At 72.2% G+C, this 25,867-nt stretch carries 26 protein-coding genes and 1 tRNA gene; 18 read left to right on the plus strand and 9 right to left on the minus strand.

Translation table 11 applies throughout. From position 1 onward, the window contains the following. The first annotated feature begins 47 nt into the window (after positions 1 to 47). The 4 genes from pstS to pstB all read left to right on the plus strand — a co-directional run bounded on the left by pstS (position 48) and on the right by pstB (position 4,066). Complete coding sequence (gene pstS / locus Q343_RS0107165; protein ID WP_081829691.1) at positions 48 to 1,175, plus strand: phosphate ABC transporter substrate-binding protein PstS; 1,128 nt, start codon at positions 48 to 50, stop codon at positions 1,173 to 1,175. Positions 1,176 to 1,298: 123 nt separating this feature from the next. Further along, positions 1,299 to 2,297 carry a phosphate ABC transporter permease subunit PstC gene (gene pstC / locus Q343_RS0107170; RefSeq protein ID WP_052366977.1) on the plus strand — a complete coding sequence of 333 codons (999 nt, stop codon included), beginning with the start codon at positions 1,299 to 1,301 and terminating at the stop codon, positions 2,295 to 2,297. 1 nt (position 2,298) lies between these two features. Then, on the plus strand, positions 2,299 to 3,258 hold the full coding sequence (pstA, locus tag Q343_RS0107175) for a phosphate ABC transporter permease PstA (RefSeq protein ID WP_029252910.1): 960 nt from the start codon (positions 2,299 to 2,301) through the stop codon (positions 3,256 to 3,258). Positions 3,259 to 3,286: 28 nt separating this feature from the next. Next, a complete protein-coding gene (pstB, locus tag Q343_RS0107180) occupies positions 3,287 to 4,066 on the plus strand; it encodes a phosphate ABC transporter ATP-binding protein PstB (protein WP_029252911.1) in 780 nt (259 codons plus the stop codon). 293 nt (positions 4,067 to 4,359) lie between these two features. Here the strand turns inward: pstB and Q343_RS0107185 are convergent, their stop codons facing one another. Then, positions 4,360 to 4,836 carry a hypothetical protein gene (locus Q343_RS0107185; protein ID WP_029252912.1) on the minus strand — a complete coding sequence of 159 codons (477 nt, stop codon included), beginning with the start codon at positions 4,834 to 4,836 and terminating at the stop codon, positions 4,360 to 4,362. Positions 4,837 to 5,067: 231 nt separating this feature from the next. On the opposite strand from Q343_RS0107185, the gene Q343_RS0107190 reads away from it, so the two are divergent. The 3 genes from Q343_RS0107190 to ispF all read left to right on the plus strand — a co-directional run bounded on the left by Q343_RS0107190 (position 5,068) and on the right by ispF (position 6,865). Further along, positions 5,068 to 5,550, plus strand: a complete 483-nt coding sequence (locus tag Q343_RS0107190) for a CarD family transcriptional regulator (protein WP_029252913.1) — start codon at positions 5,068 to 5,070, stop codon at positions 5,548 to 5,550. 104 nt (positions 5,551 to 5,654) lie between these two features. Further along, a complete protein-coding gene (gene ispD / locus Q343_RS0107195; protein ID WP_029252914.1) occupies positions 5,655 to 6,383 on the plus strand; it encodes a 2-C-methyl-D-erythritol 4-phosphate cytidylyltransferase in 729 nt (242 codons plus the stop codon). Next, on the plus strand, positions 6,380 to 6,865 hold the full coding sequence (ispF, locus tag Q343_RS0107200; protein ID WP_029252915.1) for a 2-C-methyl-D-erythritol 2,4-cyclodiphosphate synthase: 486 nt from the start codon (positions 6,380 to 6,382) through the stop codon (positions 6,863 to 6,865). The genes ispD and ispF overlap by 4 nt, the downstream gene beginning before the upstream one ends. On the opposite strand, the gene Q343_RS0107205 is transcribed toward ispF, so the two are convergent. After that, on the minus strand, positions 6,852 to 7,376 hold the full coding sequence (locus tag Q343_RS0107205; RefSeq protein WP_029252916.1) for an LpqN/LpqT family lipoprotein: 525 nt from the start codon (positions 7,374 to 7,376) through the stop codon (positions 6,852 to 6,854). The two genes, ispF and Q343_RS0107205, sit on opposite strands and share 14 nt — an antisense overlap. A gap of 104 nt (positions 7,377 to 7,480) precedes the next feature. On the opposite strand from Q343_RS0107205, the gene Q343_RS0107210 reads away from it, so the two are divergent. Beyond that, the gene (locus Q343_RS0107210; RefSeq protein ID WP_052366978.1) at positions 7,481 to 8,077 is read left to right on the plus strand and encodes a TetR/AcrR family transcriptional regulator; all 597 of its coding nucleotides are present in this window, start codon (positions 7,481 to 7,483) and stop codon (positions 8,075 to 8,077) included. Positions 8,078 to 8,158: 81 nt separating this feature from the next. Here the strand turns inward: Q343_RS0107210 and Q343_RS0107215 are convergent, their stop codons facing one another. Beyond that, entirely contained in the window at positions 8,159 to 9,529 is a 1,371-nt protein-coding gene (locus tag Q343_RS0107215) for a D-arabinono-1,4-lactone oxidase (RefSeq protein WP_052366979.1), read from the minus strand. Positions 9,530 to 9,583: 54 nt separating this feature from the next. Here Q343_RS0107215 and Q343_RS0107220 point away from each other — a divergent pair, with 54 nt between their 5' ends. From Q343_RS0107220 to rlmB, 3 genes are all read left to right on the plus strand, one after another. Beyond that, on the plus strand, positions 9,584 to 10,759 hold the full coding sequence (locus tag Q343_RS0107220; RefSeq protein WP_029252919.1) for an alanine racemase: 1,176 nt from the start codon (positions 9,584 to 9,586) through the stop codon (positions 10,757 to 10,759). Positions 10,760 to 10,847: 88 nt separating this feature from the next. Beyond that, on the plus strand, positions 10,848 to 12,272 hold the full coding sequence (gene cysS / locus Q343_RS0107225; RefSeq protein ID WP_029252920.1) for a cysteine--tRNA ligase: 1,425 nt from the start codon (positions 10,848 to 10,850) through the stop codon (positions 12,270 to 12,272). Between the two features lie 41 nt (positions 12,273 to 12,313). Further along, complete coding sequence (gene rlmB, locus Q343_RS0107230) at positions 12,314 to 13,282, plus strand: 23S rRNA (guanosine(2251)-2'-O)-methyltransferase RlmB (protein WP_029252921.1); 969 nt, start codon at positions 12,314 to 12,316, stop codon at positions 13,280 to 13,282. 3 nt (positions 13,283 to 13,285) lie between these two features. Here rlmB and Q343_RS0107235 read toward each other — a convergent pair whose 3' ends face one another. The 4 genes from Q343_RS0107235 to Q343_RS0107250 form a co-directional block, all read right to left on the minus strand. Beyond that, positions 13,286 to 14,542: a DUF4032 domain-containing protein gene (locus Q343_RS0107235; RefSeq protein ID WP_029252922.1), complete on the minus strand. Its 1,257-nt coding sequence runs from the start codon at positions 14,540 to 14,542 to the stop codon at positions 13,286 to 13,288. A 109-nt stretch (positions 14,543 to 14,651) separates the two neighbouring features. Then, complete coding sequence (locus tag Q343_RS0107240) at positions 14,652 to 15,773, minus strand: ABC transporter ATP-binding protein (RefSeq protein WP_029252923.1); 1,122 nt, start codon at positions 15,771 to 15,773, stop codon at positions 14,652 to 14,654. 180 nt (positions 15,774 to 15,953) lie between these two features. Then, positions 15,954 to 16,763 carry a trehalose-phosphatase gene (gene otsB, locus Q343_RS0107245; protein WP_029252924.1) on the minus strand — a complete coding sequence of 270 codons (810 nt, stop codon included), beginning with the start codon at positions 16,761 to 16,763 and terminating at the stop codon, positions 15,954 to 15,956. Beyond that, positions 16,760 to 18,145 (minus strand): alpha,alpha-trehalose-phosphate synthase (UDP-forming), encoded by a 1,386-nt coding sequence (locus Q343_RS0107250; protein ID WP_282706019.1) that lies wholly within the window; start codon positions 18,143 to 18,145, stop codon positions 16,760 to 16,762. The genes otsB and Q343_RS0107250 overlap by 4 nt, the downstream gene beginning before the upstream one ends. A gap of 192 nt (positions 18,146 to 18,337) precedes the next feature. On the opposite strand from Q343_RS0107250, the gene Q343_RS0107255 reads away from it, so the two are divergent. From Q343_RS0107255 to Q343_RS0107270, 4 genes are all read left to right on the plus strand, one after another. Further along, a complete protein-coding gene (locus Q343_RS0107255; RefSeq protein ID WP_029252926.1) occupies positions 18,338 to 19,933 on the plus strand; it encodes a serine/threonine-protein kinase in 1,596 nt (531 codons plus the stop codon). A gap of 43 nt (positions 19,934 to 19,976) precedes the next feature. Then, positions 19,977 to 20,510 carry a hypothetical protein gene (locus Q343_RS0107260; protein WP_029252927.1) on the plus strand — a complete coding sequence of 178 codons (534 nt, stop codon included), beginning with the start codon at positions 19,977 to 19,979 and terminating at the stop codon, positions 20,508 to 20,510. Between the two features lie 35 nt (positions 20,511 to 20,545). Then, entirely contained in the window at positions 20,546 to 21,412 is an 867-nt protein-coding gene (locus tag Q343_RS0107265; RefSeq protein ID WP_043109754.1) for a DsbA family protein, read from the plus strand. A 64-nt stretch (positions 21,413 to 21,476) separates the two neighbouring features. Then, a tRNA-Thr gene (locus tag Q343_RS0107270) sits at positions 21,477 to 21,552 on the plus strand. Positions 21,553 to 21,612: 60 nt separating this feature from the next. Here the strand turns inward: Q343_RS0107270 and Q343_RS0107275 are convergent. Beyond that, the gene (locus Q343_RS0107275; RefSeq protein WP_052366980.1) at positions 21,613 to 22,455 is read right to left on the minus strand and encodes an SGNH/GDSL hydrolase family protein; all 843 of its coding nucleotides are present in this window, start codon (positions 22,453 to 22,455) and stop codon (positions 21,613 to 21,615) included. A gap of 37 nt (positions 22,456 to 22,492) precedes the next feature. Continuing rightward, the gene (locus Q343_RS0107280) at positions 22,493 to 23,167 is read right to left on the minus strand and encodes a uracil-DNA glycosylase (protein WP_029252930.1); all 675 of its coding nucleotides are present in this window, start codon (positions 23,165 to 23,167) and stop codon (positions 22,493 to 22,495) included. A gap of 137 nt (positions 23,168 to 23,304) precedes the next feature. Here Q343_RS0107280 and Q343_RS0107285 point away from each other — a divergent pair, with 137 nt between their 5' ends. The 3 genes from Q343_RS0107285 to Q343_RS0107295 are packed head-to-tail and all read left to right on the plus strand — an operon-like array spanning position 23,305 to position 25,867. Next, positions 23,305 to 23,610 carry a DUF3263 domain-containing protein gene (locus tag Q343_RS0107285; RefSeq protein ID WP_043109756.1) on the plus strand — a complete coding sequence of 102 codons (306 nt, stop codon included), beginning with the start codon at positions 23,305 to 23,307 and terminating at the stop codon, positions 23,608 to 23,610. Between the two features lie 45 nt (positions 23,611 to 23,655). Further along, entirely contained in the window at positions 23,656 to 24,324 is a 669-nt protein-coding gene (locus tag Q343_RS0107290) for a LytR C-terminal domain-containing protein (RefSeq protein ID WP_052366981.1), read from the plus strand. A 1-nt stretch (position 24,325) separates the two neighbouring features. Then, the gene (locus tag Q343_RS0107295) at positions 24,326 to 25,867 is read left to right on the plus strand and encodes a phytoene desaturase family protein (protein WP_029252933.1); all 1,542 of its coding nucleotides are present in this window, start codon (positions 24,326 to 24,328) and stop codon (positions 25,865 to 25,867) included.

The raw sequence follows: 25,867 nt of genomic DNA on the forward strand, positions 1-25,867 counted from the left end.
GGCGATCTCGTCGGTGGCCACGACGTGGACAAGGATGGAACCAGGACGTGAAGCTCAGCCGATTCTCCCGCGCAGGTGCAGCCACTCTGGCCGCTGGCGCGCTCGCCGTCACGCTCACCGCATGTGGATCCGACGACCCCGTGGGTGAGGCGCAGGCCGCCGACGGGGACTCTGCGACCACCGAGATGTCCGATCTCTCCGGCCAGCTCAACGGGGCCGGGGCCAGCTCGCAGGAAGCCGCGATGAACGCGTGGCGAGCCGGCTTCCAGGGTGAGAACCCCGACGTCACCGTCAACTACGACCCGATCGGGTCCGGTGGTGGACGCACCAACTTCATCGAGGGCGGCACTGCCTTCGCCGGCTCCGACGCCGCGCTCGACGACGAGGAGCTCGTCGACGCACAGGCGCGCTGCCTCGACGGCGAGGTGATCGAGCTGCCGATGTACATCAGCCCGATCGCCGTGATCTTCAACGTCGAGGGCGTCGACCAGCTCAAGCTGGACCCGGCCACCATCGCCGGGATCTTCAACGACGAGATCACCTCGTGGGACGACCCCGCGATCGTCGACCAGAACCCGGACGTCGAGCTGCCGTCCGAGGCGATCACCCCGGTCCACCGCTCCGACGAGTCGGGCACCACCGAGAACTTCACCGAGTACCTCGAGGCCGCGGGCGGCGACGCCTGGCCGCACGAGGCGTCCGGCGACTGGCCCACCGAGGGTGGCCAGTCGGCGCAGGGCACCTCGGGCGTCGTGCAGACGGTCCAGGGCGGGTCCGGGACGATCGGCTACGCCGACGCGTCCCAGGCCGGCAGCCTCGGCACCGCCGAGGTCAAGGTCGGCGAGGAGTACGTGCCGTACTCGCCCGAGGCCGCGGCCAAGATCGTCGACGCCTCGGAGCAGATCGAGGGGCGCGGTCCGTACGACCACGCGCTCGAGCTGGCGCGCGACACGACCGAGTCGGGTGCCTACCCGATCGTCCTCGTCTCCTACCACCTGGCGTGCGCCACGTACGAGGACCAGGAGACGGCCGACCTCGTCAAGGCGTTCCTCGGCTACGTCGCGAGCGAGGAGGGCCAGGAGATCTCGTCCTCGGCCGCCGGATCCGCGCCGATCTCGGACAGCCTGCGCGCCGACGCCACCGAGGCGATCGACGCGATCAGCGCCCAGGGCTGACCCCCGCGCGGCCCCGGGCAGGGGTCGCGACCGCCGCCGGTGGCAGGACTGCAGTCGCGGTCCTCCCACCGGCAGCGGCATGATCAGAGCAGTGCACGACGGACGACCGCCCGACCCCACCGCATGGGAGCACACGTGAGTACCACCGCACCGCCGACCGGCAAGGCCCGGAGCCGCAGCGCCTCGGGCCGCGCCGGTGACCGGGGCATGAACCGGATCTTCCGCCTCGTCTCGACGTGGTCGGGGGCCTTGATCCTCGCCACGCTCGCGGCCGTCGCGATCTTCCTCGTGCTGGAGGCGTGGCCCGCCATCAGTCTCGGGGGCGAGGAGCTGGGCGAGCAGATCAGCTGGTTCCCCGAGGACACGAGCATTATCACGTTCGTCGGGCCCCTGATCTTCGGGACGTTGCTCGCCGCGTTCCTGGCGCTGATTCTCGCGACGCCGCTCGCCGTCGGGGTCGCCCTGTTCATCTCCCACTACGCGCCGCGCCGGCTCGCCCAGGCCCTCGGATACCTCGTGGACCTGCTCGCCGCGATCCCGTCGGTCGTCTACGGGCTCTGGGGCATCCTCGCGTTCGCGCCGATCGTGTACCCCGTCTGGAACGGCATCGCCGAGACGCTCGGCTGGTTCCCGCTGTTCGAGGGCCCGGCCGCGGACCCGCCCCGGGTCATGGCGACAGTCGCCGTCGTGCTGGCGGTGATGATCCTGCCGATCATCACCGCGGTCTGCCGCGAGGTCTTCCTCCAGACGCCCAAGCTGCACGAGGAGGCCGCCCTGGCCCTGGGTGCCACGCGCTGGGAGCTCGTCAAGACCGCGGTCCTGCCGTTCGCCCGCTCCGGCATCATCTCCGGCGCGATGCTCGGCCTCGGTCGAGCGCTCGGCGAGACGATGGCCGTCCTGATGATCCTCTCGCCCGGGTTCCTCTACTCGTTCGCGATCTTCCAGGCCGGTCAGCAGCAGACGATCGCCGCCAACATCGCGGCCCAGCAGCCAGAGGCACCGCCGCTCGGCGTCAGTGCCCTGATCGCCACGGGTCTTGCCCTCTTCGTGATCACCATGGCCGTGAACATGGCCGCCCGCGCCGTCGTCGCACGGCGCAAGGACTTCTCGGGAGCCAACTGACATGACGACGACTCCTGACCTGACCGCCGAGCAGCGCACCGACGCGGTGCGCACGGCGCTCGCCCAGGCCGACCCCGGGCGGCACCGCAAGGACCGCGTGATGACCGTGATCATCTACGGCGCGTTCGTCCTCGCGATGATCCCGCTCGTCTCGCTGATCTGGACGGTGCTCGCCAACGGCCTCGAGCGCTTCGACTGGTACTTCCTCACCGTCTCGATGCGCGGGGTGTTCGGCGGGATGGACGCCGGCGGCATCTACCACGCGATCATCGGGACGGTCGAGATCACCCTCGGCGCCACCCTGATCTCGGTGCCGATCGGGATCCTGACGGCGATCTACCTCGTCGAGTACGGGGGTGGGATGCTGGCGAAGTGGGTGACCTTCTTCGTCGACGTGATGACGGGCATCCCGTCGATCGTGGCGGGGCTCTTCGCGCTCTCGCTCTTCGCCTTCTTCTTCGGGCCGGGCATCCGGCTCGGCATCATGGGCTCCGTGGCCCTCGCCGTCCTGATGATCCCCGTCGTGGTCCGGTCGACCGAGGAGATGCTCAAGCTCGTCCCCAACGAGCTGCGCGAGGCCTCGTACGCGCTGGGCGTGCCGAAGTGGCTGACGATCGTCAAGGTGGTGCTCCGCACCTCGGTGGCGGGCATCGTGACCGGCGTGATGCTCGCCATCGCCCGCGTGATCGGCGAGACCGCCCCGCTGCTCCTCACGGTCGGTGTCATCGACTCGATCAACTACAACCTGTTCGAGGGTCGGATGATGACCCTGCCGGTCTACGTCTACCGGCAGTACTCCCAGGGCTACGTACCCTGCAACGACCCGTCGGCGGTCTGCATCGAGGACATCAACTTCCAGCGTGCCTGGGCCGCAGCCCTGGCGCTGATCCTGATCGTGATGATCCTGAACCTGCTCGCCCGCCTGATCTCCCGTTACTTCGCGCCCAAGCTGCGCGGCTGACCGTACGCAACCAAAGGATCAACTGACGATGGCACAGCGCATCGACGTGAAGGACCTCGACATCTACTACGGCGACTTTCTCGCCGTCGAAGGTGTCACCATGACGATCGAGCCGCGGTCCGTGACCGCGTTCATCGGTCCCTCGGGCTGCGGAAAGTCGACGTTCCTGCGGACGCTCAACCGCATGCACGAGGTCATCCCCGGGACCCGTGTGGAGGGCTCGGTCGAGATGGAGGGCGTGGATCTCTACGGGCCCGGGGTCGACCCGGTGGCCGTACGTCGTCAGATCGGGATGGTGTTCCAGCGCCCGAACCCGTTCCCGACGATGTCGATCGAGGAGAACGTGCTCGCGGGCGTCAAGCTCGTGAACAAGCGGATCTCGAAGTCGGACGCCGCGGACCTGGTCGAGAGCTCGCTGCGCGGCTCGAACCTCTGGGAGGAGGTCAAGGACCGCCTCGACAAGCCCGGTGCAGGACTCTCGGGCGGTCAGCAGCAGCGGCTGTGCATCGCCCGTGCGATCGCCATCAAGCCGCAGGTGCTCCTGATGGACGAGCCGTGCTCCGCGCTCGACCCGATCTCGACGCTCGCCATCGAGGACCTGATCGCCGAGCTCAAGCAGGACTACACGATCGTGATCGTCACGCACAACATGCAGCAGGCGGCGCGTGTGAGCGACCGGACGGCGTTCTTCAACATCGCGGGCACGGGCAAGCCGGGCAAGCTGATCGAGATGGACGACACGTCCACGATGTTCTCCTCCCCGACCGAGAAGGCCACCGAGGACTACATCTCGGGCCGCTTCGGCTGATCGGAGCCGGCCCGCCAGCCGGGCACTCCGCGGTCCCGGCGCGACGACCTCTCCTCACGACCCTGCCGAGGTCGACCCGCACGCGCGAGGTCGACCTCGGCAGGGTCGACGTCGCGTGCACGGGTCGACCTCGCGAAGGAGCGCGAGGGTTTCGGCGGCGTGCGACGTCGTGCAGGCGGGCAGGGGGAGCGAGCGCGGTCGCTCCAGGACACGGACAGGGCCGCCCCGCGACGACGCGCGGAGCAGCCCTGTGACGAGGTGAGGACGGGGGCACCGGCGGGCGCCGTCGTCGATCAGGAGGCGGGGACGTCGTCCGCGTACTCCTCGAACGTGTCGTCGAGGACGGGGATCGAGACCTCGGTCTCGTTCGACCCGTCCGAGAAGGTGACCGGCAGCAGTCCGCCCGGCTCGGTGCTCACGGCGTCGAGCTCGACGGTCTCGCCGTCCTCGGTGCCGAGGTAGACGGTCTGGCCGGCGGGGACCTCGACCGTGGCGCTCGCGCCGACGGCGTCGAGCTCGACGCTCGCGTCGGTCGTGCCGTCGTTGGTAAACGCGCCGTGCACGCTTCCCGGTGCGCCCTCGCCGTGGCTGAGCACCATCAGGTTGACCCCGTGCACGTCCTCGGAGACGTCGACCGCGAAGCCGTCGGACGGCTGGTAGTCGAGGTTGGTGGTGACGGGTGCGCAGCCGCCGAGGACGACGGCTCCGGCCACGAGAGGCAGGGCCAGGGCCAGGCCACGGGGGGAGCGGCGCTGCGGGGTGCGGGTCACGAGATCTCCTGGTTGTGCGATGTCGGGTCGTGCGAAGACGGTGCACATTCTGAGGTGGTGGCGTGACCGTATTCAGGGGAAGCCTAGCCGTAGCCGCGCGCGGGCGACACCTCCGCCGGGAACGTGAGATATCCGGGCAAGCCGCCTGCCTGCGATTTCACGCAGTTTCGGCTCCAGATCGCGAGATTCCTGCGTGGTAGACTTGAATGCCGCGAAAGGGGACACTAACTGATGACGTTCGAAGTAGGCGAGACCGTTGTCTACCCGCACCACGGAGCTGCTCTGATCGAAGAGGTCAAGGAGCGCACCATCCGCGGAGAGTCAAAAATCTATCTCAAGCTACGTGTCGCCCAGGGCGACCTGACCATCGAGGTCCCTGCTGAGAACGTCGACCTGGTCGGTGTTCGGGACGTCGTGGACCGGGAAGGCCTGGACGAGGTGTTCGAGGTGCTACGTGCCCCGTACACCGAAGAGCCGACCAACTGGTCGCGCCGGTACAAGGCGAACCTCGAGAAGCTTGCCTCGGGGGACGTGATCAAGGTGGCAGAGGTCGTGCGCGACCTCTCGCGTCGTGACGCGGACCGCGGCCTGTCGGCCGGCGAGAAGCGCATGCTGGCCAAGGCTCGGCAGATCCTCGTCTCGGAGCTCGCGCTCGCGGAGAAGACCGAGGAAGACAAGGCAGAGGCGATCCTCGACGAGGTTCTTGCTTCCTGACCGGTTGAATCTCTGTACGTCGACGTACGCACGACGGCGACCCCTCGGCTCCGGCTGACGGGTCGCCGTCGTGCGTGGTGGCTGCGTCGGATACCGTTTCATCCGTGACCACCCTCGCGATCCTCACGGCAGCCGGCTCGGGGAGCCGGCTCGGCCGCAGCATCCCCAAAGCCCTCGTCCACCTGGGCGGCACCCCGCTCGTCGTGCACGCCGCCCGCAGCCTCGACCGCTCGGGGGCGGTCGACGCGATCGTCGTGACGGCTCCGGCGGACTACACCGAGCAGATCAGCCGGCTGCTCGACGGCGACCCGCAGGTCGACGTCCCGGTGACCGTCGTCGCGGGTGGCAGCACCCGTCAGGCGTCGGTGGCGGCAGGGCTCGCGGCCGCGGGGGAGGCGTCCGTCGTCCTCGTGCACGACGCGGCCCGTCCTCTGGCACCGGCACGGCTGGTCCGCCGGGTCGTGGACGCGGTGCAGGCCGGGCACGGTGCGGTCGTCCCCGGCATGCCGCTGGTGGACACCGTCAAGCGGGTGGCGGCGCCGCCGCTGCCGGGCTCCGGCCCCCGCGCCGAGTCGGTGCAGGACACCGTCGAGCGCAGTGGCCTGCGGGCCGTGCAGACGCCGCAGGGCTTTTCCCATGACCTGCTGACCCGAGCACACGCGCACGGAGCCGCCAGGGCCGAGGACCAGGACATGGCCGCGAGCGACGACGCGGGGCTCGTCGAGTCCCTGGGCGAGGCCGTCGTCGTGGTGCGCGGCGACGAGCGAGCGATGAAGATCACGACGGCGCGCGACCTCGAGATCGCCGACCTTCTGCTGGCGGAGGACGAGTGAGCGGCATCCCGCGCATCGGCGTCGCAACCGACATCCACGCGTACGCCCCGGCCTGGGAGGACCGTGAGATGTGGCTCGCGGGCCTGCACTGGCCGGGAGAGACCGGACTCGCCGGTCATTCCGACGCGGACGTCGTCGCCCACGCGGCGGCGGACGCCCTCTTCAACGCCGCAGGTATGGGTGACCTGGGCTCGAACTTCGGGACGAGCGACCCGGCCTGGTCGGGGGCGAGCGGCGTCCGGCTTCTCGGCGAGGCGACCGCGCGCGTCCGCGCCGCCGGTTTCGAGATCGGCAACGTCTCGGTGCAGGTGATCGGCAACCGGCCCAAGATCGGCACGCGGCGCGACGAGGCCCAGCAGGTGCTCTCCGACGCCGTGGGGGCGCCCGTGACGGTGTCGGCCACCACGTCGGACGGCCTCGGCCTGACGGGACGCGGCGAGGGAGTCGCGGCGATCGCCTGCGCGCTGGTCAGCGCAGGCTGATCTGCTCGGCCACGGCTCGTGCCTCGGCCGCACCCTCGGAGTCGCCGGCAGCGGTCGTGATGGTCACCCACGCGGCCTCGTCCTCGCCGATCGCCGCCACGACGACGTCCTCGACGACGTCGACGCCGCGGGTCTCGTGCTCACCGGAGACACGGTAGGCGTCGAACCCCCCGAGGGTGTCGGCGCCCTCGTCGACCACCCGCCACTCCCGCAGGTGCTCGGTGCCGTACAGGGACGTCTGGCCGGCCGCCTCGTCGAGACTCTGCCCCTCCAGCGGGCCGGGCACGATCACGACCGTCGGCCGCACCCCGTCCACCTCGGCGGGGGACGAGAGGTAGTAGACGCCGTCGACGCTCGAGCTCGTCCACGACGACGGCGCTGAGACGGTCAGCCCGTCCGAGCCGGGGACGTCGTAGGTTCGAGTGCCCGGCGTCTCGACCGGGGCGGAGCAACCCGCCAGGACGGTCGCAGCCACGCTCGCGGTGACGAGTGCACGGGGCACGTGGCGCATGGTTGGTCCCTCCCGAGGCGCGGCGAGTTCCGCAGAACCATTGTGCACGGTCGCCCGGAGGGCGGCGGCATGCTTGAATCGCTGGGCCGAGGAATGGAGTACGGATGAGCAGGATGCCCGTCGAGGAGCGCCGCGCGCAGTTGATCGACGCCGGTCTGCGGATCGCCGCGCGTGACGGCGTCGAGGCCGTCACCATCCGTGGGGTCGCCGCCGAGGCGGGGGCCTCGCTCGGAGTGGTGCACTACTGCTTCGCGGACAAGGACGACCTGCTCGTCGCGATGGGGCTGAGCATGGCCCTCGTGTCCTCGGACCCGGTGCGGGACGCGCTGCTCGCCGCCCCGGACATCTACGCGCTGGCCCACGCGGGCGCGGACGGCCTTCTCGAGGGTCTCCTGGCCCGCCGCCACATGCGCCTGCTGACCTTCGAGTTCGCGACGACGGGGGCCCGCAACCGTGCGCTGCGTCCCGTGGCGCAGACCCACCTCGACCAGACGTGGACGATGACGTACGACATCCTCGACCGCATCCGCGAGATCGCCGGTGTCACCTACGACATCCCGCTCGACCGGCTGGCGCGCAACGTCGCCGCCTGGATCGACGGCGTCGAGCTGTCCTGGCTGGTCGAGCAGGACGACGACGCCGCCCGGGCCGCCTTCCACGACATCGCGGACTACGTGGTCTCGCTCGCCGTCAAGAAGTAGCCATCGTCGGCCGGGCTCAACCCACGTCGGTCGAGCCTGTCGAGACCGGGCTTCGACGAGCTCAGCCACCGGATGACGAGCTCAGCCGCCGTCGGTCGAGCCTGTCGAGACCACGTACCGCGGACCGAAGACCCGGTCGGTGTACGGGTTGGCGAAGACGCCGTCAGGGTCGCGCCGGGCCCGTACTGCACGGAAGTCGTCGAACCGCGGGTACACCCGAGCGAGGTCCGCGGCGTCGCGGGTGTGCATCTTGCCCCAGTGCGGCCGGGCGTCGTCGACGGCGGTGAAGATCTCCTCGACGGCCCGGAAGTATCGCTCGTGGGGCATACGCGCGTACTGGTGCACGGCGACGTAGGCGGTGTCGCGCCCGTACGCGGTCGACAGCCACACGTCGTCGGGCGCCGTGAACCGCACCTCGACGGGAAACGGCACGGGCTCGCCCGTCCGGCGCAGCCAGGCGTCGATCTCGCGCAGCACGTCCGCGACGGCGGCACGCGGCATCGCGTACTCCATCTCGCGGAAGTGGACGCGGCGAGGAGAGACGAAGACACGGTGCGACGGCGCGACGGTCGTCGACGCGGACATCGCCCGGGTGATGATCGAGTTCACGGTTCCGGTGGAGGAGGGCACCGCGGCGGCGATCCGGTTCAGCGTGCCGAGTGCCGCGTTCTCCAGGAGCTCGCGCTCGACCCACCGGCTCGCCCGGGCCCGCAGGGTGCGGCTGCGGTCCGGCTGCGGCGTCTCGAGGCGGTCGTTGCGCTTAACTAGCGCGGTCGTCGTCCCGGGGAACCAGAAGAACTCGAGGTGGTCGTGGGCGTCCACCTGGGCGCCCCCGGCGTCGAGGTCCGCGAGCTGGTCGGCGAGCGCGGCGGGCGCCTCGTGAGCGCACAGCTGGAAGGCGGGGACGACGTCGAGCGTGACCTGGGAGAGGACGCCCGTCTGGCCGAGCCCGAGCCGGCTGGCCTCGAAGAGCTCGGTCTCGTGATCCGCGTCGGCGTCGGTCACGGAGCCGTCGGTGCCGACGACGCGGACGCCCGAGACGAGCGTCGCCATGCCGCCGAGCCGTGCGCCGGTGCCGTGGGTCCCGGTGGAGATGGCGCCGGCCACCGACTGCTCGGCGATGTCGCCGAGGTTCGGCATCGCGAGCCCGAGCACGTCCAGCGCGGCGTTGAGCCGGTGCAGGCGGATGCCGGCGTCCACGGTGACGCGGGTGGTGCCGTCGGGCCCGGGAGTTACGCCGCGGACCTGTTGCATCTCGTCGAGACTCAGCATCAGGCCGTCGGTGACCGCAGCCCCCGTGAACGAGTGCCCTGCACCGACCGCCCGGACGCGCAGACCGTCGGCCGCGGCCGACGCCACCAGCTCGGCGAGCTCCGCCTCGTCGCGCGGCGTCGCGCGACGGGCCGGGGAGGCCGACTCGGTGCGCGCCCAGTTCTCCCATGAACTCCTCATGCCCAGATCCTGCCACGTGATTCGGGTCACTCCGACCGCGTAGGGTTCAGGGCTATGGATGCTGCACGTCGCCTCGGCGACCGCCTGGACGCCGCCACCGCACATCTGCCCGCACCCCTCGCCGTCGTGGATCTCGACCGGTTCGACGCGAACGCCCGCCAGCTCGTCGCGCGCTCTGCCGGTGTGCCCGTGCGCGTCGCGTCCAAGTCGGTGCGGGTCCGTGCACTGATCGCCCGCGCCCTCGCGCACGACGGGTTCGCGGGCGTGATGGCCTACTCGGTCCGGGAGGCCCTCTGGCTCGTCGAGCACGGTGCTGACGACGTGCTTGTCGCGTACCCGAGCGTCGACCGTGCCGCGCTCGCGGAGGTGGCGGCGTCGCACGCGGCGCTCGCGGCCGTCACGGTGATGGTCGACGACGCGGCCCACGTCGACCTGCTGCGTGCGCTCGGGGCGCCGGTCCGGGTCTGCCTGGACGTGGACGCGTCGCTGCGGATCGGGAGGGGGCGCGCCGTCGTGCATCTCGGGACGCGCCGTTCCCCGCTCCGGACCGCCGACCAGGTCGCGGGACTCGCCGCAGACGCGCACGGCGCCGGGCTCGACGTCCGGGGGGTGATGTTCTACGAGGCCCAGGTGGCCGGACTGCCGGACTCGAGCGCCGCCGTCCGGCTGGTCAAGCGGGCGTCGGTCAGCGACCTCGTACGGCGCCGGCGCCGGATCGTCGACGCCGTGGCTGCGGCGGTCGGGCACCCGCTCGCCCTTGTCAACGCGGGGGGCACGGGGTCGCTCGAGACGTCGTCGGCCGACCCGGTCGTCACCGAGGTCACGGCCGGGTCCGGGCTCTTCGTCCCGACGCTCTTCGACGACTACCGTGCCTTCGACCCACGCCCGGCCGCGTTCTTCGGCCACGACGTCGTACGGACGTCCGCACCCGGCTGGGCGACGGTGTTCGGCGGCGGCTACGCGGCGTCGGGCGCCGCGGGCCCGTCCCGGCTGCCCCGGCCCGTCGAACCGGGGTGGCGGCTGACCTCCGCCGAGGGCGCGGGCGAGGTGCAGACGCCACTGCGCGCGCGGGGGAGCGGGCGCCTCCTCGAGATCGGCGACCGGGTCTGGTTCCGCAACGCGAAGGCGGGTGAGCCCCTGGAGCGGTTCACCGAGGTCCACCTCGTGCGGGGGGACGAGACCGTCGAGACGGTCCCCACGTACCGGGGCGAGGGACAGGTCTTCGGGTAGTCGCCTCGGCGGGTGAGTCCGAGGCCCGGCGCGGCCCGGACCGGGGCGCGTTCGGCCTGCGGGCGCCCCGAACGGTAACCTGAGTCGTGTGAGTCTTCGCCTGTACGACACCGCCGCGCGGCAGCTGCGCGACTTCGTCCCCCGAGTGCAGGGCGAAGCCGGCATCTACTACTGCGGTGCCACCGTCCAGGCATCCCCGCACATCGGACATCTGCGACCCGCCGTCGCGTTCGACGTGCTCCGTCGCTGGCTCGAGCGCAGCGGGTACGCGGTCACGATGATCCGGAACGTCACGGACATCAACGACAAGATCTTCGCCAAGGCCGACGACGCCGGGGTCCCCTGGTGGGCCTGGGCCGCCCGGCACGAGCAGCAGTTCACCGAGGCCTACGACGCCCTCGGCGTCGCACGCCCCACGTACGAGCCGCACGCGACGGCGCACATCACCGACATGACCGCGCTGATCGACCAGCTCCTCGCCACCGGGCACGCGTACACCACCGGCGAGGGCGACGTCTGGTTCGACGTGCGCTCGTTCGACGACTACGGCGCGCTGACGAACCAGCGCCTGGAGGACGTCACGCCCGAGCCCGAGGACGACGCCGAGGCCGCCAAGCGCGACCCCCGCGACTTCGCCCTGTGGAAGGCCGCCAAGCCGGGTGAGCCCGCGACAGCCTCGTGGCCCGCACCCTTCGGGCGCGGACGGCCGGGGTGGCACCTCGAGTGCTCCGCGATGGCCACCCGCTACCTCGGTCCGGAGTTCGACATCCACGGCGGCGGGCTGGACCTGCGGTTCCCGCACCACGAGAACGAGCGCGCGCAGTCCCTCGCCGTCGGCGACCCCTTCGCGCGCTACTGGCTCCACAGCGCCTGGATCACGCAGTCCGGCGTCAAGATGAGCAAGTCGCTGGGCAACGGCCTGCTCGCCGCCCAGGTGCTCGCCGAGACCCGGCCCGTCGTGCTCCGCTACGCCATCGTGGCCGTCCAGTACCGCTCCATGCTCGAGTGGTCCCCGGACACCATCGCCGAGGCCGAGACGACGTGGGACCGGCTCGTCGGCTTCGTCGAGCGCGCCACCGAGCGCGTCGGCGACGTGCCGAGGGACGAGATCGTCGCCGCGGAGCTCCCGACGGGGTTCGTCGACGCGATGGACGACGACCTCAACGTCCCGGCCGCCCTCGCCGTGGTCCACGAGCACCTGCGCGGCGGGAACTCGGCGCTGGCGGAGAACGCCCCGGCCGAGACCGTGCGTCGCCTCCTGGTCGCCGTCCGTGCGATGCTGGACGCGCTCGGGCTCGACCCGCACGACCCGCAGTGGGCCGAGGCGGGAGACTCCTCCTACGCACAGGTGCTCGACGCGCTCGTCACCGCCGAGCTCGACGCCCGCGCGGCGGCCCGCGCCGACCGCGACTTCGCCACCTCGGACGCGATCCGCGACCGCCTGGCCGCGGCCGGCGTCGTCGTCCAGGACTCCGCCGAGGGCGCGCGCTGGACCCTTGAACGTCGCGGCTGACCCCGCGTACTCCTTCCCCCACCACCGAACGGTCGATCATCATGGCAGGCAACTCCCAGCGTCGCGGCGCTACTCGCAAGAACTCCAAGAAGCAGTCGACCCCGGGCACCGGCGGGTACGGGCGCAAGGCGCTGCAGGGCAAGGGCCCGACGCCGAAGGCCGAGGAGCGCACCTACCACCCGGCGTACAAGCGCAAGGTGGCCGCCGAGAAGGCCGAGGCCGCGCAGCCCAAGTCGCACGCGTCCCGCACGCGGCGCAGCGGCTCCGCCGAGGAGGTCATCGCCGGGCGTAACTCCGTGCTCGAGGCGCTGCGCGCGGACGTCCCCGTCGAGGTGCTGTTCGTCTTCCACCGCCTGGAGAACGACGACCGCACCAAGGAGATCCTCGACATCGCGATGGGTCGCGGCCACGAGATCCGCGAGGCCAGCAAGACGGACCTCGACCGCATCACCGACGGGGCCATCCACCAGGGCGTGGCCCTGCAGGTGCCGCCGTACGACTACAAGGACGTCGACGACCTGCTCGACATCGCCGCCGCCCAGGGCGAGCGTCCGTTGATCGTCGCGCTCGACGGCGTCACGGACCCGCGCAACGTCGGTGCGACGCTGCGGTCGGCCGGAGCGTTCGGCGCCCACGGCATCCTCGTGCCCGAGCGCCGCGCCGCCGGCGTGACCGCGTCGGCCTGGAAGGTCTCGGCCGGGGCGGCCGCCCGCGTGCCCGTGGCCCGCGCGACCAACCTCGTCCGTGCCCTGGAGGAGCTGAAGAAGGCAGGCTGCTTCATCGTCGGGCTCGACGGCGGCGGCGAGGTCACCATCGGCGACATGGCGTTCGCGACCGACCCGGTGGTCCTCGTCGCGGGCTCCGAGGGCAAGGGACTCTCGCGTCTCGTGCGGTCGACCTGCGACGTCGTGGCGTCGATCCCGATCAGCGCCGACACCGAGTCGCTCAACGCCGCGACGGCCACCGGGATCGCCCTCTACGAGGTGGCGCGCCGCCGCAGCGAGGGCTGAGCCCTACAGGTCGTCCGGGTCGGGGACGCCCGCCGCGCGCTCGTCGGGCGTCACCCCGAGCAGCGCCTGCTCGTCCGGGCGGTCGCGCAGGACGTTCTCGACGTACGACCGGGTCGCCTCCGCCAGCGGGACGTCCGCGCCGCGCTGCTCCGCCACGAACCAGCGGTGGTCGAGGATCTCGTGGAAGAGCTGGGCCGGCTCCAGCTTGCCGCGGAGCTCGCGCGGGACCGCCTCGACGGTCGGCTCGAAGGCGGTGCGCAGCCAGTCGTGCGCCACGAACTCCTCGCTGTCGTTCTGGCGCTCGTGCGCCGCGGTGAAGCTGTCCAGGTCGTTGAGCAGGCGGCGCGCCTGGCCCTCCTGGACGTCGAGACCGGTCAGGCGCATCAGGCGGCGGGCGTGGTGCCCCGCGTCGACCACCTTCGGCTGGATACGGACGCTCACGCCGTCGATGTCCGTGGTGATCTCCAGCTCCCCGACGTCGAAGCCCAGCTCGTTCAGCTTCTCGATGCGGGCGGCCACCCGCCACCGCTCGTCCATGCCGAAGCTCTCGGCGCCCGTGAGGGTCTCCCAGAGTCCCTCGTAGCGCTCGACGAGCGTGTTGCCGATCGCGACCAGGTCGACGTCCTCGTCGATCAGCTCGCCGGCTGCGAGGTCCATGAGCTCGCCGATGATGTTGGTGCGGGCGAGGTCGAGGTCGTAGGCGCGCTGGCCCGGGCTCAGCGCCCGGTGCAGGTCGCCGGTCTCCGCGTCCACGAGGTAGGCGGCGTAGGCCTCGGCGTCACGCCGGAACAGGGTGTTCGACAGCGAGACGTCGCCCCAGTAGAAGCCGATGAGGTGAAGCCGGACGAGGAGCACCGCGAGCGCGTCGATGAGGCGGTCGGCGGTGTCCGGGCGCAGGGCGCGGGAGAAGAGGGCCCGGTACGGCAGGGAGAACTGCAGGTGCTCGGTGACGAGCACGGCCTCCAGCCGTTCGCCGTTCTCGTCCTGGCGGCCGGTGATGACCCCGACGGGCACGACGCTCGGCACGTCGAGCCGGCGCAGCTGCCGCAGCAGCTCGTACTCCCGGTAGGCGACGCTCTCGCCGATCTCCTTGATCGCGATCACGCGGCCCGAGAGCTTGACGAACCGGACGACGTGCCGCGAGATGCCGCGCGGGAACGCCGCCAGAACCTCGTCGGGCCAGTCGACCAGCGGCAGGTGCCACGGGAGGTCGAGGATCGCGGGGTCGGGGGCGGTCGCGGTGATCTGCAGGTTCTGCACCCCTGCAGCCTACTCACCCACCCTGCGGGCCCCGATGGGCGGCCCGGACGCAGCACGGGGCGGGACCGTCGCGGTCCCGCCCCGTGCGTGTGTCAGTCGTGCGTCGGTGTCAGAGACGCTCGCCCGTCGACGGCGAGAAGACGTGCTGCTCGCCCTCGCGGATCGAGACGTACAGACGGTCGCCCTTCATGGGGACCTTGCGCGGGTCGACGCGGACGATGACCTGTCCGGTGCCGGCACCCGAGGTGACCTGGGCGTCGAGCGCCTTCGGGCCGACGAGGCGGCCGTAGACGAACGCGTCCGAGCCGAGCTCCTCGACGAGGTCGACCTCGACGGGGAACGACCCGGGGCCGGCCTGGTCGACCACCGAGAGCGCCTCGGGGCGGAAGCCGATCGTGACCTTGCCCTTGTCGGCGTCGGTGAGCTTCGAGACGGCCTCGGCGGCGATCGGGACGCGAGCCTCGCCGACCTGGGCGTAGCCGTCCGCGACGTCGAACGTGGCGAGGTTCATCGCGGGCGAGCCGATGAAGCCGGCCACGAAGATGTTCGCGGGCGTGTCGTACATCTCGCGCGGCGTGCCGACCTGCTGCAGGAGACCGTCCTTGAGGACCGCGATGCGGTCACCCATGGTGAGGGCCTCGGTCTGGTCGTGCGTGACGTAGACGGTCGTGACGCCGAGGCGACGCTGCAGCGACGCGATCTGCGTACGGGTCGAGACGCGAAGCTTGGCGTCGAGGTTCGACAGCGGCTCGTCCATGAGGAAGACCTGCGGCTGACGGACGATCGCACGGCCCATGGCGACACGCTGACGCTGACCACCGGAGAGGGCCTTGGGCTTGCGGTCCAGGTACTCGGTGAGGTCGAGGATCTCGGCGGCCTCTTCGACGCGCTTGCGGATCTCCTGCTTGGGCGTGCCCGCGATCTTCAGCGCGAAGCCCATGTTGTCGGCGACCGACATGTGCGGGTACAGCGCGTAGTTCTGGAACACCATCGCGATGTCGCGGTCCTTCGGCTGGACGTCCGTGACGTCGCGGTCGCCGATGTAGATGTTGCCCGCGTTGACGTCCTCGAGGCCGGCGAGCATGCGCAGCGACGTGGACTTTCCACAACCCGACGGGCCGACGAGGACGAGGAACTCGCCGTCCTCGATGTGCAGGTTGAGCTGGTCGACAGCGGGGCGCTCCGTGCCGGGGTAGACCCGGGTCGCGTGGTCGAAAGTTACGGTAGCCATGGCTGGTACATCCCTCCACCGGCAGGTACGTGCCGGACGATCCGTTGTGGTGGTGTGCCGTTGCGTCGCAGTGCGTCAGCGGTGACACGGTCGCGGCCGTCGTGGACGCGACGTGAAGACAGCCTACCTGCCCCCGCGGTGTGCTGGGTCACACGACTCCGGTCGATCGGGTGGGGATGCTCACACGCTCAGGTGCGTCGCGAGCCGGCCGAGCAGGTCGGCGACCGCCTGTGGTGAGGAGACGCGGAACGACGCCGCCGTCTCACCGTCGCCGACCTTGATCGCGAGGTCCACGGCGCCGGGGCGGGAGAACGCTCGCTCGTCGGTGGTGTCGTCCCCGGCGTACAGCACCCGGACGTCGGCGGGTCCGACGTCGCACGCCTCGGCCAGCCGCGCGCGCAGCGCCTCGAGCCCCTCGCCCTTGGAGGTCTCGACGACCGAGGTCTCCACGACGTCCTTGCCGTGCATCGGGGAGAGCCCCAGCGACTCGGCGACGGCGTCGGCCCGGCGGTCCGCGTCCTCGGCGTCGCCGCGCGTCGCCCGGCGCGTGTGCAGGACCGCAGCCGTGGGCTTGGTCTCGACGTGGGCGCCGTCGTACTCCGCGGCGATCTCCTCGAACCCGGCGATCAGGGAGCGGCGGGTCTCGGCGTCGTCCGGCGCGAGGTCGAACGGGACGGTGACGAGCCCGTCGGGGCCGACCTCCCCGGTCTCGGCCCCGTGACTGCCCACGAGCCACGTGCCGAGCGGCGGGTCGGCGAGCGCGGCCAGGTCGGCCAGGTGCCGCCCCGAGACGAGCGCGAGCTGCACGTGCGGGGCGAGCGGCGCCATCCGGGTCAGGGCGTCGCGGGCACCGGGCAGCATCCGCGACGCGCTCGGGTCGTCGACGAGGGGGGCGAGGCAGCCGTCGAAGTCGAGGGCCACCAGGACGGGTCGGTGCGCGGCAAGGTCCGCGAGCGCTCCCTCGAGCGCCGCGGGGTCGGTCTCCGTCACACGTGGTCCTGTCGCGAGGGCATGGCGGTGAGCACGCCGAGGAACGAGTCCGACCACTTGGTGACGTCGTCCGCCAGCACCCGCTTGCGCAGCTTGCGCATCCGACGACGCTGCTCGCGCTCGTCCATGTTCGCGGCGGCGACGATCGTGTCCTTCATGCCGTCGATGTTGTGCGGGTTGACGAGCAGCGCACCGGGCGCGAGCTCGTCCGCGGCCCCGGTGAACTCCGAGAGGACGAGGACGCCGCGGTCGTCGGAGCGCGCCGCCACGTACTCCTTGGCGACGAGGTTCATCCCGTCGCGCAGCGAGGTCACGAGCATGACGTCGGCGGCGAGGTAGAGCGCCGCCATCTCCTCGGGCGGGTAGGAGTGGTGCAGGTAGTGGATCGCCGAGTGGCCGATCTCGCCGTACTCGCCGTTGATGCGGCCGACGAGCCCCTCGACGTGCTCGCGCAGCTCCTGGTAAGCGCCGACGTTCTCGCGGCTGGGGCTCGCGACCTGGATGAGGGTGGCACCCTGCACGTCGATCCGGCCGTCCTGCAGGATCTCGCCGTAGGCCTTGATCCGGTGCCGGATGCCCTTGGTGTAGTCGAGGCGGTCGACGCCGAGCATGACGACCTCGGGGTCGCCGAGGTCGGCACGGATCTCCTTGGCGCGCGCCTGGACCTCCGGGGTCCGCGCGAGCTCGTCGAAGTGGGCGGAGTCGATCGAGATCGGGAACGACGCGGCGCGGACGTGGCGGCCGGGCCGGCCGTCGGCGTCGGGCATGGTGATGATCGGCCCACGGGTCGGCCGGTCGGTCAGCCGCCGGACGGCGCGGATGAAGTTCGAGGCGTCACCGGCCCGCTGGAACCCGATCAGGTCGGCGCCGAGCAGACCCTCGAGCACCTGCGCGCGCCACGGGAGCTGCTGGAACAGCTCGAGCGGGGGGAAGGGGATGTGGTCGAAGAACCCGATCCGCAGGTCCGGCCGCTGCTCACGGAGCATCTTGGGGACCAGCTGGAGCTGGTAGTCGTGGACCCACACGACGGCGCCCTGCGCGGCCTGGGCGGCCGCGGCGTCGGCGAAGCGCTGGTTCACGCGGCGGTAGGCGTCCCACCACTGCCGGTGGTACGCCGGGGGTGCGATCACGTCGTGGTAGAGCGGCCACAGCGTGTCGTTGGAGAAGCCCTCGTAGTACTTCTCGATCTCCTCGGCCGAGAGGGTGACGGGCACCAGGTGCATCCCGTCGCCCTCGAACGGCGGGACCTCGAAGTCCGGTCCTCCGGACCAGCCGACCCATGCGCCGTCGGCCGCCTGCATGACGGGCTCGAGGGCCGTGACGAGGCCACCGGGTGACCGCTTCCAGTTGATCGATCCGTCGTCCGTGAGCTCGATGTCCACGGGGAGCCTGTTGGCCACCACTACGAGGTCGAATCCGCCGTCCTGTGCCAAGAAATACTCCCGAGGGTTTCCGCAGCGCCGCCGATGTGGAGGCAAGGGCAGGGTACCGCGCGAGCCAGTTCCCGGCTCGTTCTCGCGGGACGGACGTGTCGGTGCGCGTGCGGTGCGCGTCAGCCTCGGTACGGTGACGCCATGGACAGCACGGGCGGGATCGCCGCCGGCACGGAGCTCGGTGGCTACCGGGTGGAGTCGCGCCTCGGTGCGGGCGCGATGGGCAGCGTGTACCGCGCGACCGACGGCGGTGGCCGGAGCGTCGCGCTGAAGGTCCTGCACTCCCACGTCGACGCCGACACGAGCGCGCAGGGACGTGAGCGTCTGCGGCGGGAGGCGGCGGCGCTGCGCCGCCTCGACCACCCGGCGGTGGCCGCCATCCTCGACGTCGAGCTCGAGGGCGCGGACGCGTTCATCGTCACCGAGCTCGTCGAGGGAATCAGCCTCGAGGACGAGATCCGCGACGGCGGTCCGCTGGGACCGGACGACCTCCTGGCGCTCGCCGAGGAGCTGGCCGAGGCCCTGCGTGCCGTGCACGCCGCGGGCGTCGTGCACCGCGACCTGAAGCCGTCGAACGTCCTCGTCACGGACGAGGGCCCCGTGCTGATCGACTTCGGGATCGCCCACGGGCTCGACGACGCACGGATGACCTCGTCGGGGCTCGTCATGGGGACGCCGGGATACCTTGCACCGGAGCTCCTGTCCGGGTCCGAGCCGGGGACGGAGTCGGACTGGTGGGGCTGGGCGGCGCTGCTCGCCTACGCGGCCACCGGGCGGGCGCCCTTCGGCGTACGACCCGTCGAGGCCGTCCTCGCCCGCGCCCGGACCGGGGACGCCGATCTCGAGGGGCTCGGTGCCCACACCTACGGCGCCCTGCACGCGGCCCTGCGGCCCGAGCCCTCGCAGCGGATGCGCCCCGACCAGGTGATCACAGCCCTGTCCCGTGCGGCCGACGACGGCGACCGGACCCCCGCGGAGTCCGCCACCCAGGTGGTGGGCGGGGTCGTCCCCCTCGGGGCGGTGGACGCGAACGACGGCCGGACCCGCGCCGTCGGGGTCGACCCGGTGGGCGTCGTGCAGAGCGAGCCCGAGGTGCCCGGCTACGTGCGCCCGCAGCACCGGCGTCGGCCGTGGGCCGCCGGCATCGCCGGGGTCGCCCTGGTCCTGTACGCGGGCAGCGCCCCCGGGGTCGCCTTCGTGGTGCTGGCGGTGCTCGTCGTCGTGCTGCGGCTGTTCGGAGTGTTCGGCGACGCGCTGCACTCGCGTCGAGAGCGGCGCGGGGTCTCGCGGAGCGACGGCGCGATGGTGGCGCTCGCGAGCCCGTACCTGCTGCTGCGCACCGTGGTCGGCGCGCTCGGCGGGCTGCTCGTCGGTGGCTGTGCCGCCGTGCTGATCGTCGCCGCGTCGTGGTGGCTGCTGGAGCCGGGTCGGCTGCAGGTCTCCATCGACCAGTCCACCGAGTCGCTTTCCGTCGGGGGCCGCAACGAGGACTGGGTGTACGTCGTCGTCCTCTGCCTCGCGATGACCGTCGCGGTCCTCTTCGCGTGGTTCGGGCCGGCGTCACGGCTGACCCGGGTGGGTTCGCGCACGGTGATGGCCGCCGTCGCGTCCGGGACCGTGGGCACCGTGATCGTCCTGGTGGTCGTACTGGCCGCCGCCGTGGCAGCCGCGGTCCTGCTCGCCTCGGGGTCGCCCGTCGAGTGGTGGCCGCTGTCCGAGGCACCGACCCTCTCGTAGTACCGACGCTGTCCTCGACGTCGTTGGCCGCTACGCTGGGCGCGTGCACCCTGGACACCGCGGAGCGACGCGCCCGACGCCGTACGGCGGCGGGCTGCTGACCGGTGTGGTGCTGGCCGTCCTCGGGGTGGTCACGGGCCTGGCGACGCTCGCCTCGGTCCACGGCTACGCCGTCGTGCACCGGTGCGTTGACATCGGCGCCACGGGTGCCGCCTGGGGGATGCGCCTCGCGCTCGTCCGGGACTCCGCCGCGTGCCCCGCGGGGGAGGTGGCCGTGGGCGGGACCACCGACGCCGCGGTCCACGTCGTCGGGGCGCTCGCCGTCTCTGTGCTCGTCGCCCACGTGGCCGCGCTGTGCGTGGCCGTCGGTGCCGGTGCTGCCGTGGCCCGCGCGGTCACGCGGTTCCGTACCGCTGCCCGGCGTCGCCTCGTCGCGCTGGTCCGCACGGCGGGAGCCGTGCCGGCCGACGACCGAGCGGACGTCCCGGTGCTCGGACGCCGGAGCGCCGCGGTCGCACGCGCCGTGCACGGCGCCGCCGTCACGTGGCGCGGCCCGCCGGCCCTGTCCGTGCCGTAGCGACCCCCCAGCATCCGCATCTTTCGAGGAGCCCCATGTCTCAGCAGAACCTGTCCAAGGCAGAACGCCGCAAGCAAGCCGTCGCCGACGCCGAGAAGGCGCGCGCCGCCCAGGCCGCGAAGGACCGCCGCACCCGCATCATCACCCTGACCCTGCTCGCCGTCGGCGTGATCGCGCTCGGTCTCGTCATCTGGTTCATCCTGGCGCAGGGCAGCAAGCCCGCGCTCGAGCGAACCGACGGCCCGGCCGCGGCGACCGAGGACGGCGGCATCCCGATCGGCGCCGACGGCTCCGCCGGGACCACCAACGACGGTGCCGTCGAGGTCGCCGTCTACCTCGACTTCATGTGCCCCATCTGCGGCCAGTTCGAGTCGCTCAACGGCCCGACGCTGGACGAGCTCCGTGAGTCCGGCGAGGTCACCGAGGTCATGTACCCCGTCTCGATCCTGGACCGCATGTCCTCGGGCAGCCAGTTCTCCACCCGTGCGGCCGCGGCGGCGTACTACGTCGCCGACCAGGCGCCGGAGCAGATGTCGGCGTTCTTCGACACCATGTTCGCCAACCAGCCCGAGGAGAACTCCTCCGGTCTGACCGACGCGCAGATCGCCCAGATCGCCGAGCAGGCCGGCGTGCCGGCGGACGTCGCGCAGGACATCGAGCGCGGCGAGGCGATGGACACGTACGGCGACTACGTCACCGCGGTGACCGAGACGGCGGCCGGCGACGACGAGCTCGCGAACGAGAACGGCGGCTTCGGCACCCCGACGATCGCGATCGACGGCGAGCGCTGGGACGGTGCCTGGAGCACCGACGGCGAGCTCGAGAAGGCCGTCGACGCGGCGGCCGGCACCTCGGGCGAGAGTGACGCCGAGGAACCTGCCGAGGGCGATTCCACCGAGTGACGCATCGCCCGGTAGGCTGTCCGGCGTCCCGCAGGGGACCGTCGTCCGGCCTGCCGGGCGCCACGCCGCCTTAGCTCAGCTGGTAGAGCGCTCGCCTTGTAAGCGAAAGGTCGTCGGTTCGAACCCGACAGGCGGCTCCACCACGACGGCCTCGCACCCACCCGGGTGCGAGGCCGTCGTCGTGCGGTTGCCGACCTGTGTCAGTCGCGGTCCTCGGCGTTGATCTCCCCGCCGCGCAGCACGGCGGACAGCTCCGGCTGCTTGGCGGTGCGGGCGTCGCCCGAGGAGACCCGGCGGACGCGGCGCTGGATCCACGGCACCAGGTGCGTGCGGGCCCACTCGGCGTTCTCGCGGGCGCGCCGGACGGCGGGCGTCGGGGCCTGCGCCTCGAGCGGGGTGTCCCAGTCGGACGCCTCGGGGGCGAGGCCGAGGCCGACGAGGGCGGCGTCGCGCACGCGGGTGTGACCCTCGGGGGTCAGGTGGAGGCGGTCCTCCGACCACATGCGCCAGTCCTGCAGCGACCGCATCCCCCACAGGTCGAGGACGTGGCAGCCGTGGCGCTGCGCGATCGACCAGATCATCGAGTTGTACACGCCGACACGGGAGCGGGTCACGGCCACCATGCCGGCCTTCGCGTCGAACCCGGTGGCCAGGAGCACGTCGATCCCGGCCTCGCGCAACCGCACCACGCCGTGCTCCAGGTCGCGGGCCAGCCGGTCGATGTCGGCGCGGGGGCGCAGGATGTCGTTGCCGCCCCCGACCATGCTGACGAGGTCGGGCCGCATCTCGATCGCGCGCGGCACCTGGTCGACGAGGATCGAGCGCAGGAGCTTGCCGCGGATCGCGGTGTTGGCGTACTGCAGCGGCTCGGCGCCGGCGGCGACGCGGCGGTCGTTGAGGACGAGGGCGAGTCGGTCGGCCCACCCGCGCTGGTGGTCCGGGTCCGTCGGGTACGGGTCCCACAGCCCCTCGGAGAACGAGTCGCCGATGGCGACGTACGAGGACCAGCGGGTGACGTCGTCGTGCGTATTCACGCAGCCCATTGTGCACCCGCTGTCGACCCCCTTCCGGGTGCGGGGGCTAGAGGGGCAGTGTCCAGTCGACCGGGTCCGCGCCCTGCGCGGCCAGCAGCTCGTTGACGCGCGAGAAGGGGCGGGACCCGAAGAACCCGCGGCGCGCGGACAGCGGGCTCGGGTGTGCGCTCTCCACGACGGGGGTCTCGCCGAGCAGAGGTCGCAGCGCCTGGGCCTGCCGGCCCCAGAGCACCGCCACCAGCGGGGCGTCGCGGGCGACGAGTGCACGGATCGCCTGGTCGGTCACCTCTTCCCACCCGATCCCGCGATGGGAGGCGGCGTCGCCCGGTCGGACGGTCAGGACCCGGTTGAGCAGCAGCACGCCCTGGTCGGCCCACGACGTCAGGTCGCCGTGCCCCCGGACGGGCGCCCCGACGTCGTCGTGCAGCTCGGTGAAGAGGTTCTGCAGGGAGCGGGGGACCGGGCGGACGCCGCGCGCCACGGAGAACGACAGGCCTGTCGCGTGCCCGGGGGTCGGGTACGGGTCCTGCCCGACGACGAGCACGCGCACGTCGGCCATCGGCCGGGCGAACGCCCGCAGGATGTTCTCGGGTGCGGGGAGGTAGGTGTGCCCGTCGGCGACCTCGGCGCGCAGGCGCTCGCCCACGGCGTGCAGCGCGGGCTCCACCGGGGCGAGGGCCTCGGCCCAGTCCGGGGCGACGACGTCGCGCACCGCGGGCAGGTCCGCGTGCGGCGGGCTCGTGGGGGGAAGGTCGAAGAGCGGCACGTCGACGACCGTACCCGGACCAGATGACGGTACGTCGGCGAGGGAAACGACAAGCGTGTGATTCGTCGCCTAGGCTGGCCGCAGGAGGTGCCATGAGCGAGCAGATCTGCGAGCAGCAGGACAGCGGGACGACGGACGAGGCGACGGGTGGCCTGGACACCCGCAGCCGCGAGATCCTCGACTTCGAGCGTCAGTGGTGGAAGTACGCCGGGGTCAAGGAGCAGGCCGTCCGCGACCTCTTCGACATGACCGCGACGCGCTACTACCAGGTCCTCAACGCGATCATCGACACGCCCGAGGCGCTCGAGCACGATCCGATGCTCGTCAAGCGTCTGCGGCGGATGCGATCGACCCGACACCGGGCCCGCGAGGCACGGCGCCTCGGGACCGGATCGTGACCAGGCCGTTTATTCTCCCGGCCGGTTCCGGCTACCCTTCCCCTCGTGACCTCTTCTCGATACCCGTACGAGCCTGACGAGTTCGACGCGCCGGCACCGGCCGGCGCTCCCGTCGGCGTACACAGGGCACCCCGGTCCGCATGGTCGCGGACGTGGCCGTTCCTGACGGTCATCGTCCTGGCCGGAGCGCTCGGCGTGGGCGCGGTCGCGTACGTCTCGATGGACGACGACCCCGCACCGGTCGCGTCGTCGGAGGACTCCGCCGCCGGCACCGACGAGGGTGCCGAGGCGAGCGAGACGCCGTCCGACGAGGCGACGGACGCCGCGACGGAGGAGCCGACCGAGGAGCCCACCGAGACCGAGGAACCGACCGAGGAGCCCACGGAGGAGACAGACGACGTCGACTCCCTGCTCGCCGCGGCCGACCTGTCGGCCTACGTGCGTGTCCTCAACGAGAACGGGCCCGCCGGGGAGGCCGCCGCCGGACAGGCCGCGCTGACCGCCGCAGGGTTCACCGACGTCGCCGCCGCCAACTACCCCGACCCCGGGACGGGCCTGACCGCCAACACCGTCTGGTACATCGAGGGCCGTGCGGAGACCGCCCAGGCCGTCGCCGCGGTGCTGGGTATCCCGGCCGAGCAGGCCTCCGAGGTCGCGCTCCGTGACGGTGAGGTCATCGTCGTGGTCGAGGAAGACCTGCCGAACGCCGGCTGACATGCACGACGTCGTCGTCGTCGGGTCCGGGCCCAACGGGCTCGCCGCAGCGGTGACGACCGCCCGTGCCGGGCTCGACGTCCTCGTCCTCGAGGCGCAGCCCACCGTCGGTGGCGGCGCCCGGACCCTGCGCGACGACCACGGGCTCCTGCACGACGTCTGCTCGGCCGTGCACCCGCTCGCCTGGGCCTCGCCGTTCTTCCGCGAGTTCGACCTCGCAGCCCGGGGCGTCGAGCTGCTCGTCCCCGAGGTCTCGTACGCCCACCCGCTTCCCGACGGCGCGGCAGCACTCGCGTACCGGGACCTCGCCACGACCGCGGCGTCGTTGGGGCAGGACGGCGACCGGTGGGCCGCGACGTTCGGTCCCCTCGCCCGGGACTGGGAGGCGCTCGTCGGCGCACTGCTGGGACGCTCGGTCCGGCCGACCCCCGCCGCACTCCGGGGTGCGGCGCTCGCGGCGCGGTACGCGCTCGGTCCGGTCGGGGCGCGGGGCGTGCGTTCCGGGCCGACGGACCCGTTCCGGACGCCAGCGGCCCAGGCGCTCTTCGCCGGGGTCGCGGCGCACACCTCCACGCCGCTGCCCGGGTTGGCCGCCGGTGGCACGGGCGCGCTGCTCGGGGCCCTCGCGCACGCCCCCGGAGGCTGGCCCGTGCCGCGCGGCGGCAGTCAGGCGATCGTCGACGCGCTCGTCGCGGACCTCACCGCGCACGGCGGGCGGGTCGAGGTGGACCGGCCGGTGCGGTCGCGTCGTGACCTGCCCCCGGCGCGGGGGTACGTCCTCGACACCTCGCCCGAGGCGGCGCGGGAGATCCTCGGCGGCACTCGTGACGTGGCCGATCCCGGAGAGCGGGCTAATGGGGTATCGGTGGCCGGTGCCGGTGCCGGTGCCGGTGCCGGTGCCAGGGCCCGAGGGCGGGGTCTGGTCCGAGGGTGGGGCGTAGGCGCACGAATGTCCGCGGCCGCCCGCGTGGACCTCGTGCTGGACGGCCCCGTCCCGTGGGAGGAGCCCGACGTCGGGCGTGCGGGCACCGTGCACCTCGGTGGGCATCGCGCCGAGATCGTGCGCGCGGAGGCCGAGGTCGCCGCCGGCGGACATGCCGTCCGGCCCGTCGTCCTCGTGAGCGACCCTGCCGTGGTCGACCCGACCCGCGAGGTCGCCGGGCTGCGTCCCCTCTGGACCTACGCGCACGTCCCGCTCGGCTCGGACCGCGACGTCACCGACGACGTCCTCGCCCAGCTCGAACGCTTCGCACCCGGCGTCCGCGACCTGGTCGTCGACACCCGGTGCACGCCCGCGGCACGGATGGCGGAGCACGACGCCAACCTGGTCGGCGGCAACATCTCCGGCGGTCCCGTGACCGTGCCACGGGTGCTGCTCGGCCCCCGTGTGCGGAGGTCGCCCTGGGACACGGGGCACGCCGACGCGGTTCTCGGCTCGGCGTCGACACCGCCGGGCCCGGGTGTCCATGGCATGGGTGGCTGGTTCGCCGCACGGCGCCTGCTCCGCGGTCTGGGGCTCTCGACGCCGTCGCTCGCCCCCTGA

This window comes from Paraoerskovia marina DSM 21750, assembly GCF_000701465.1.
GTDB classification, from domain to species: domain Bacteria; phylum Actinomycetota; class Actinomycetes; order Actinomycetales; family Cellulomonadaceae; genus Paraoerskovia; species Paraoerskovia marina.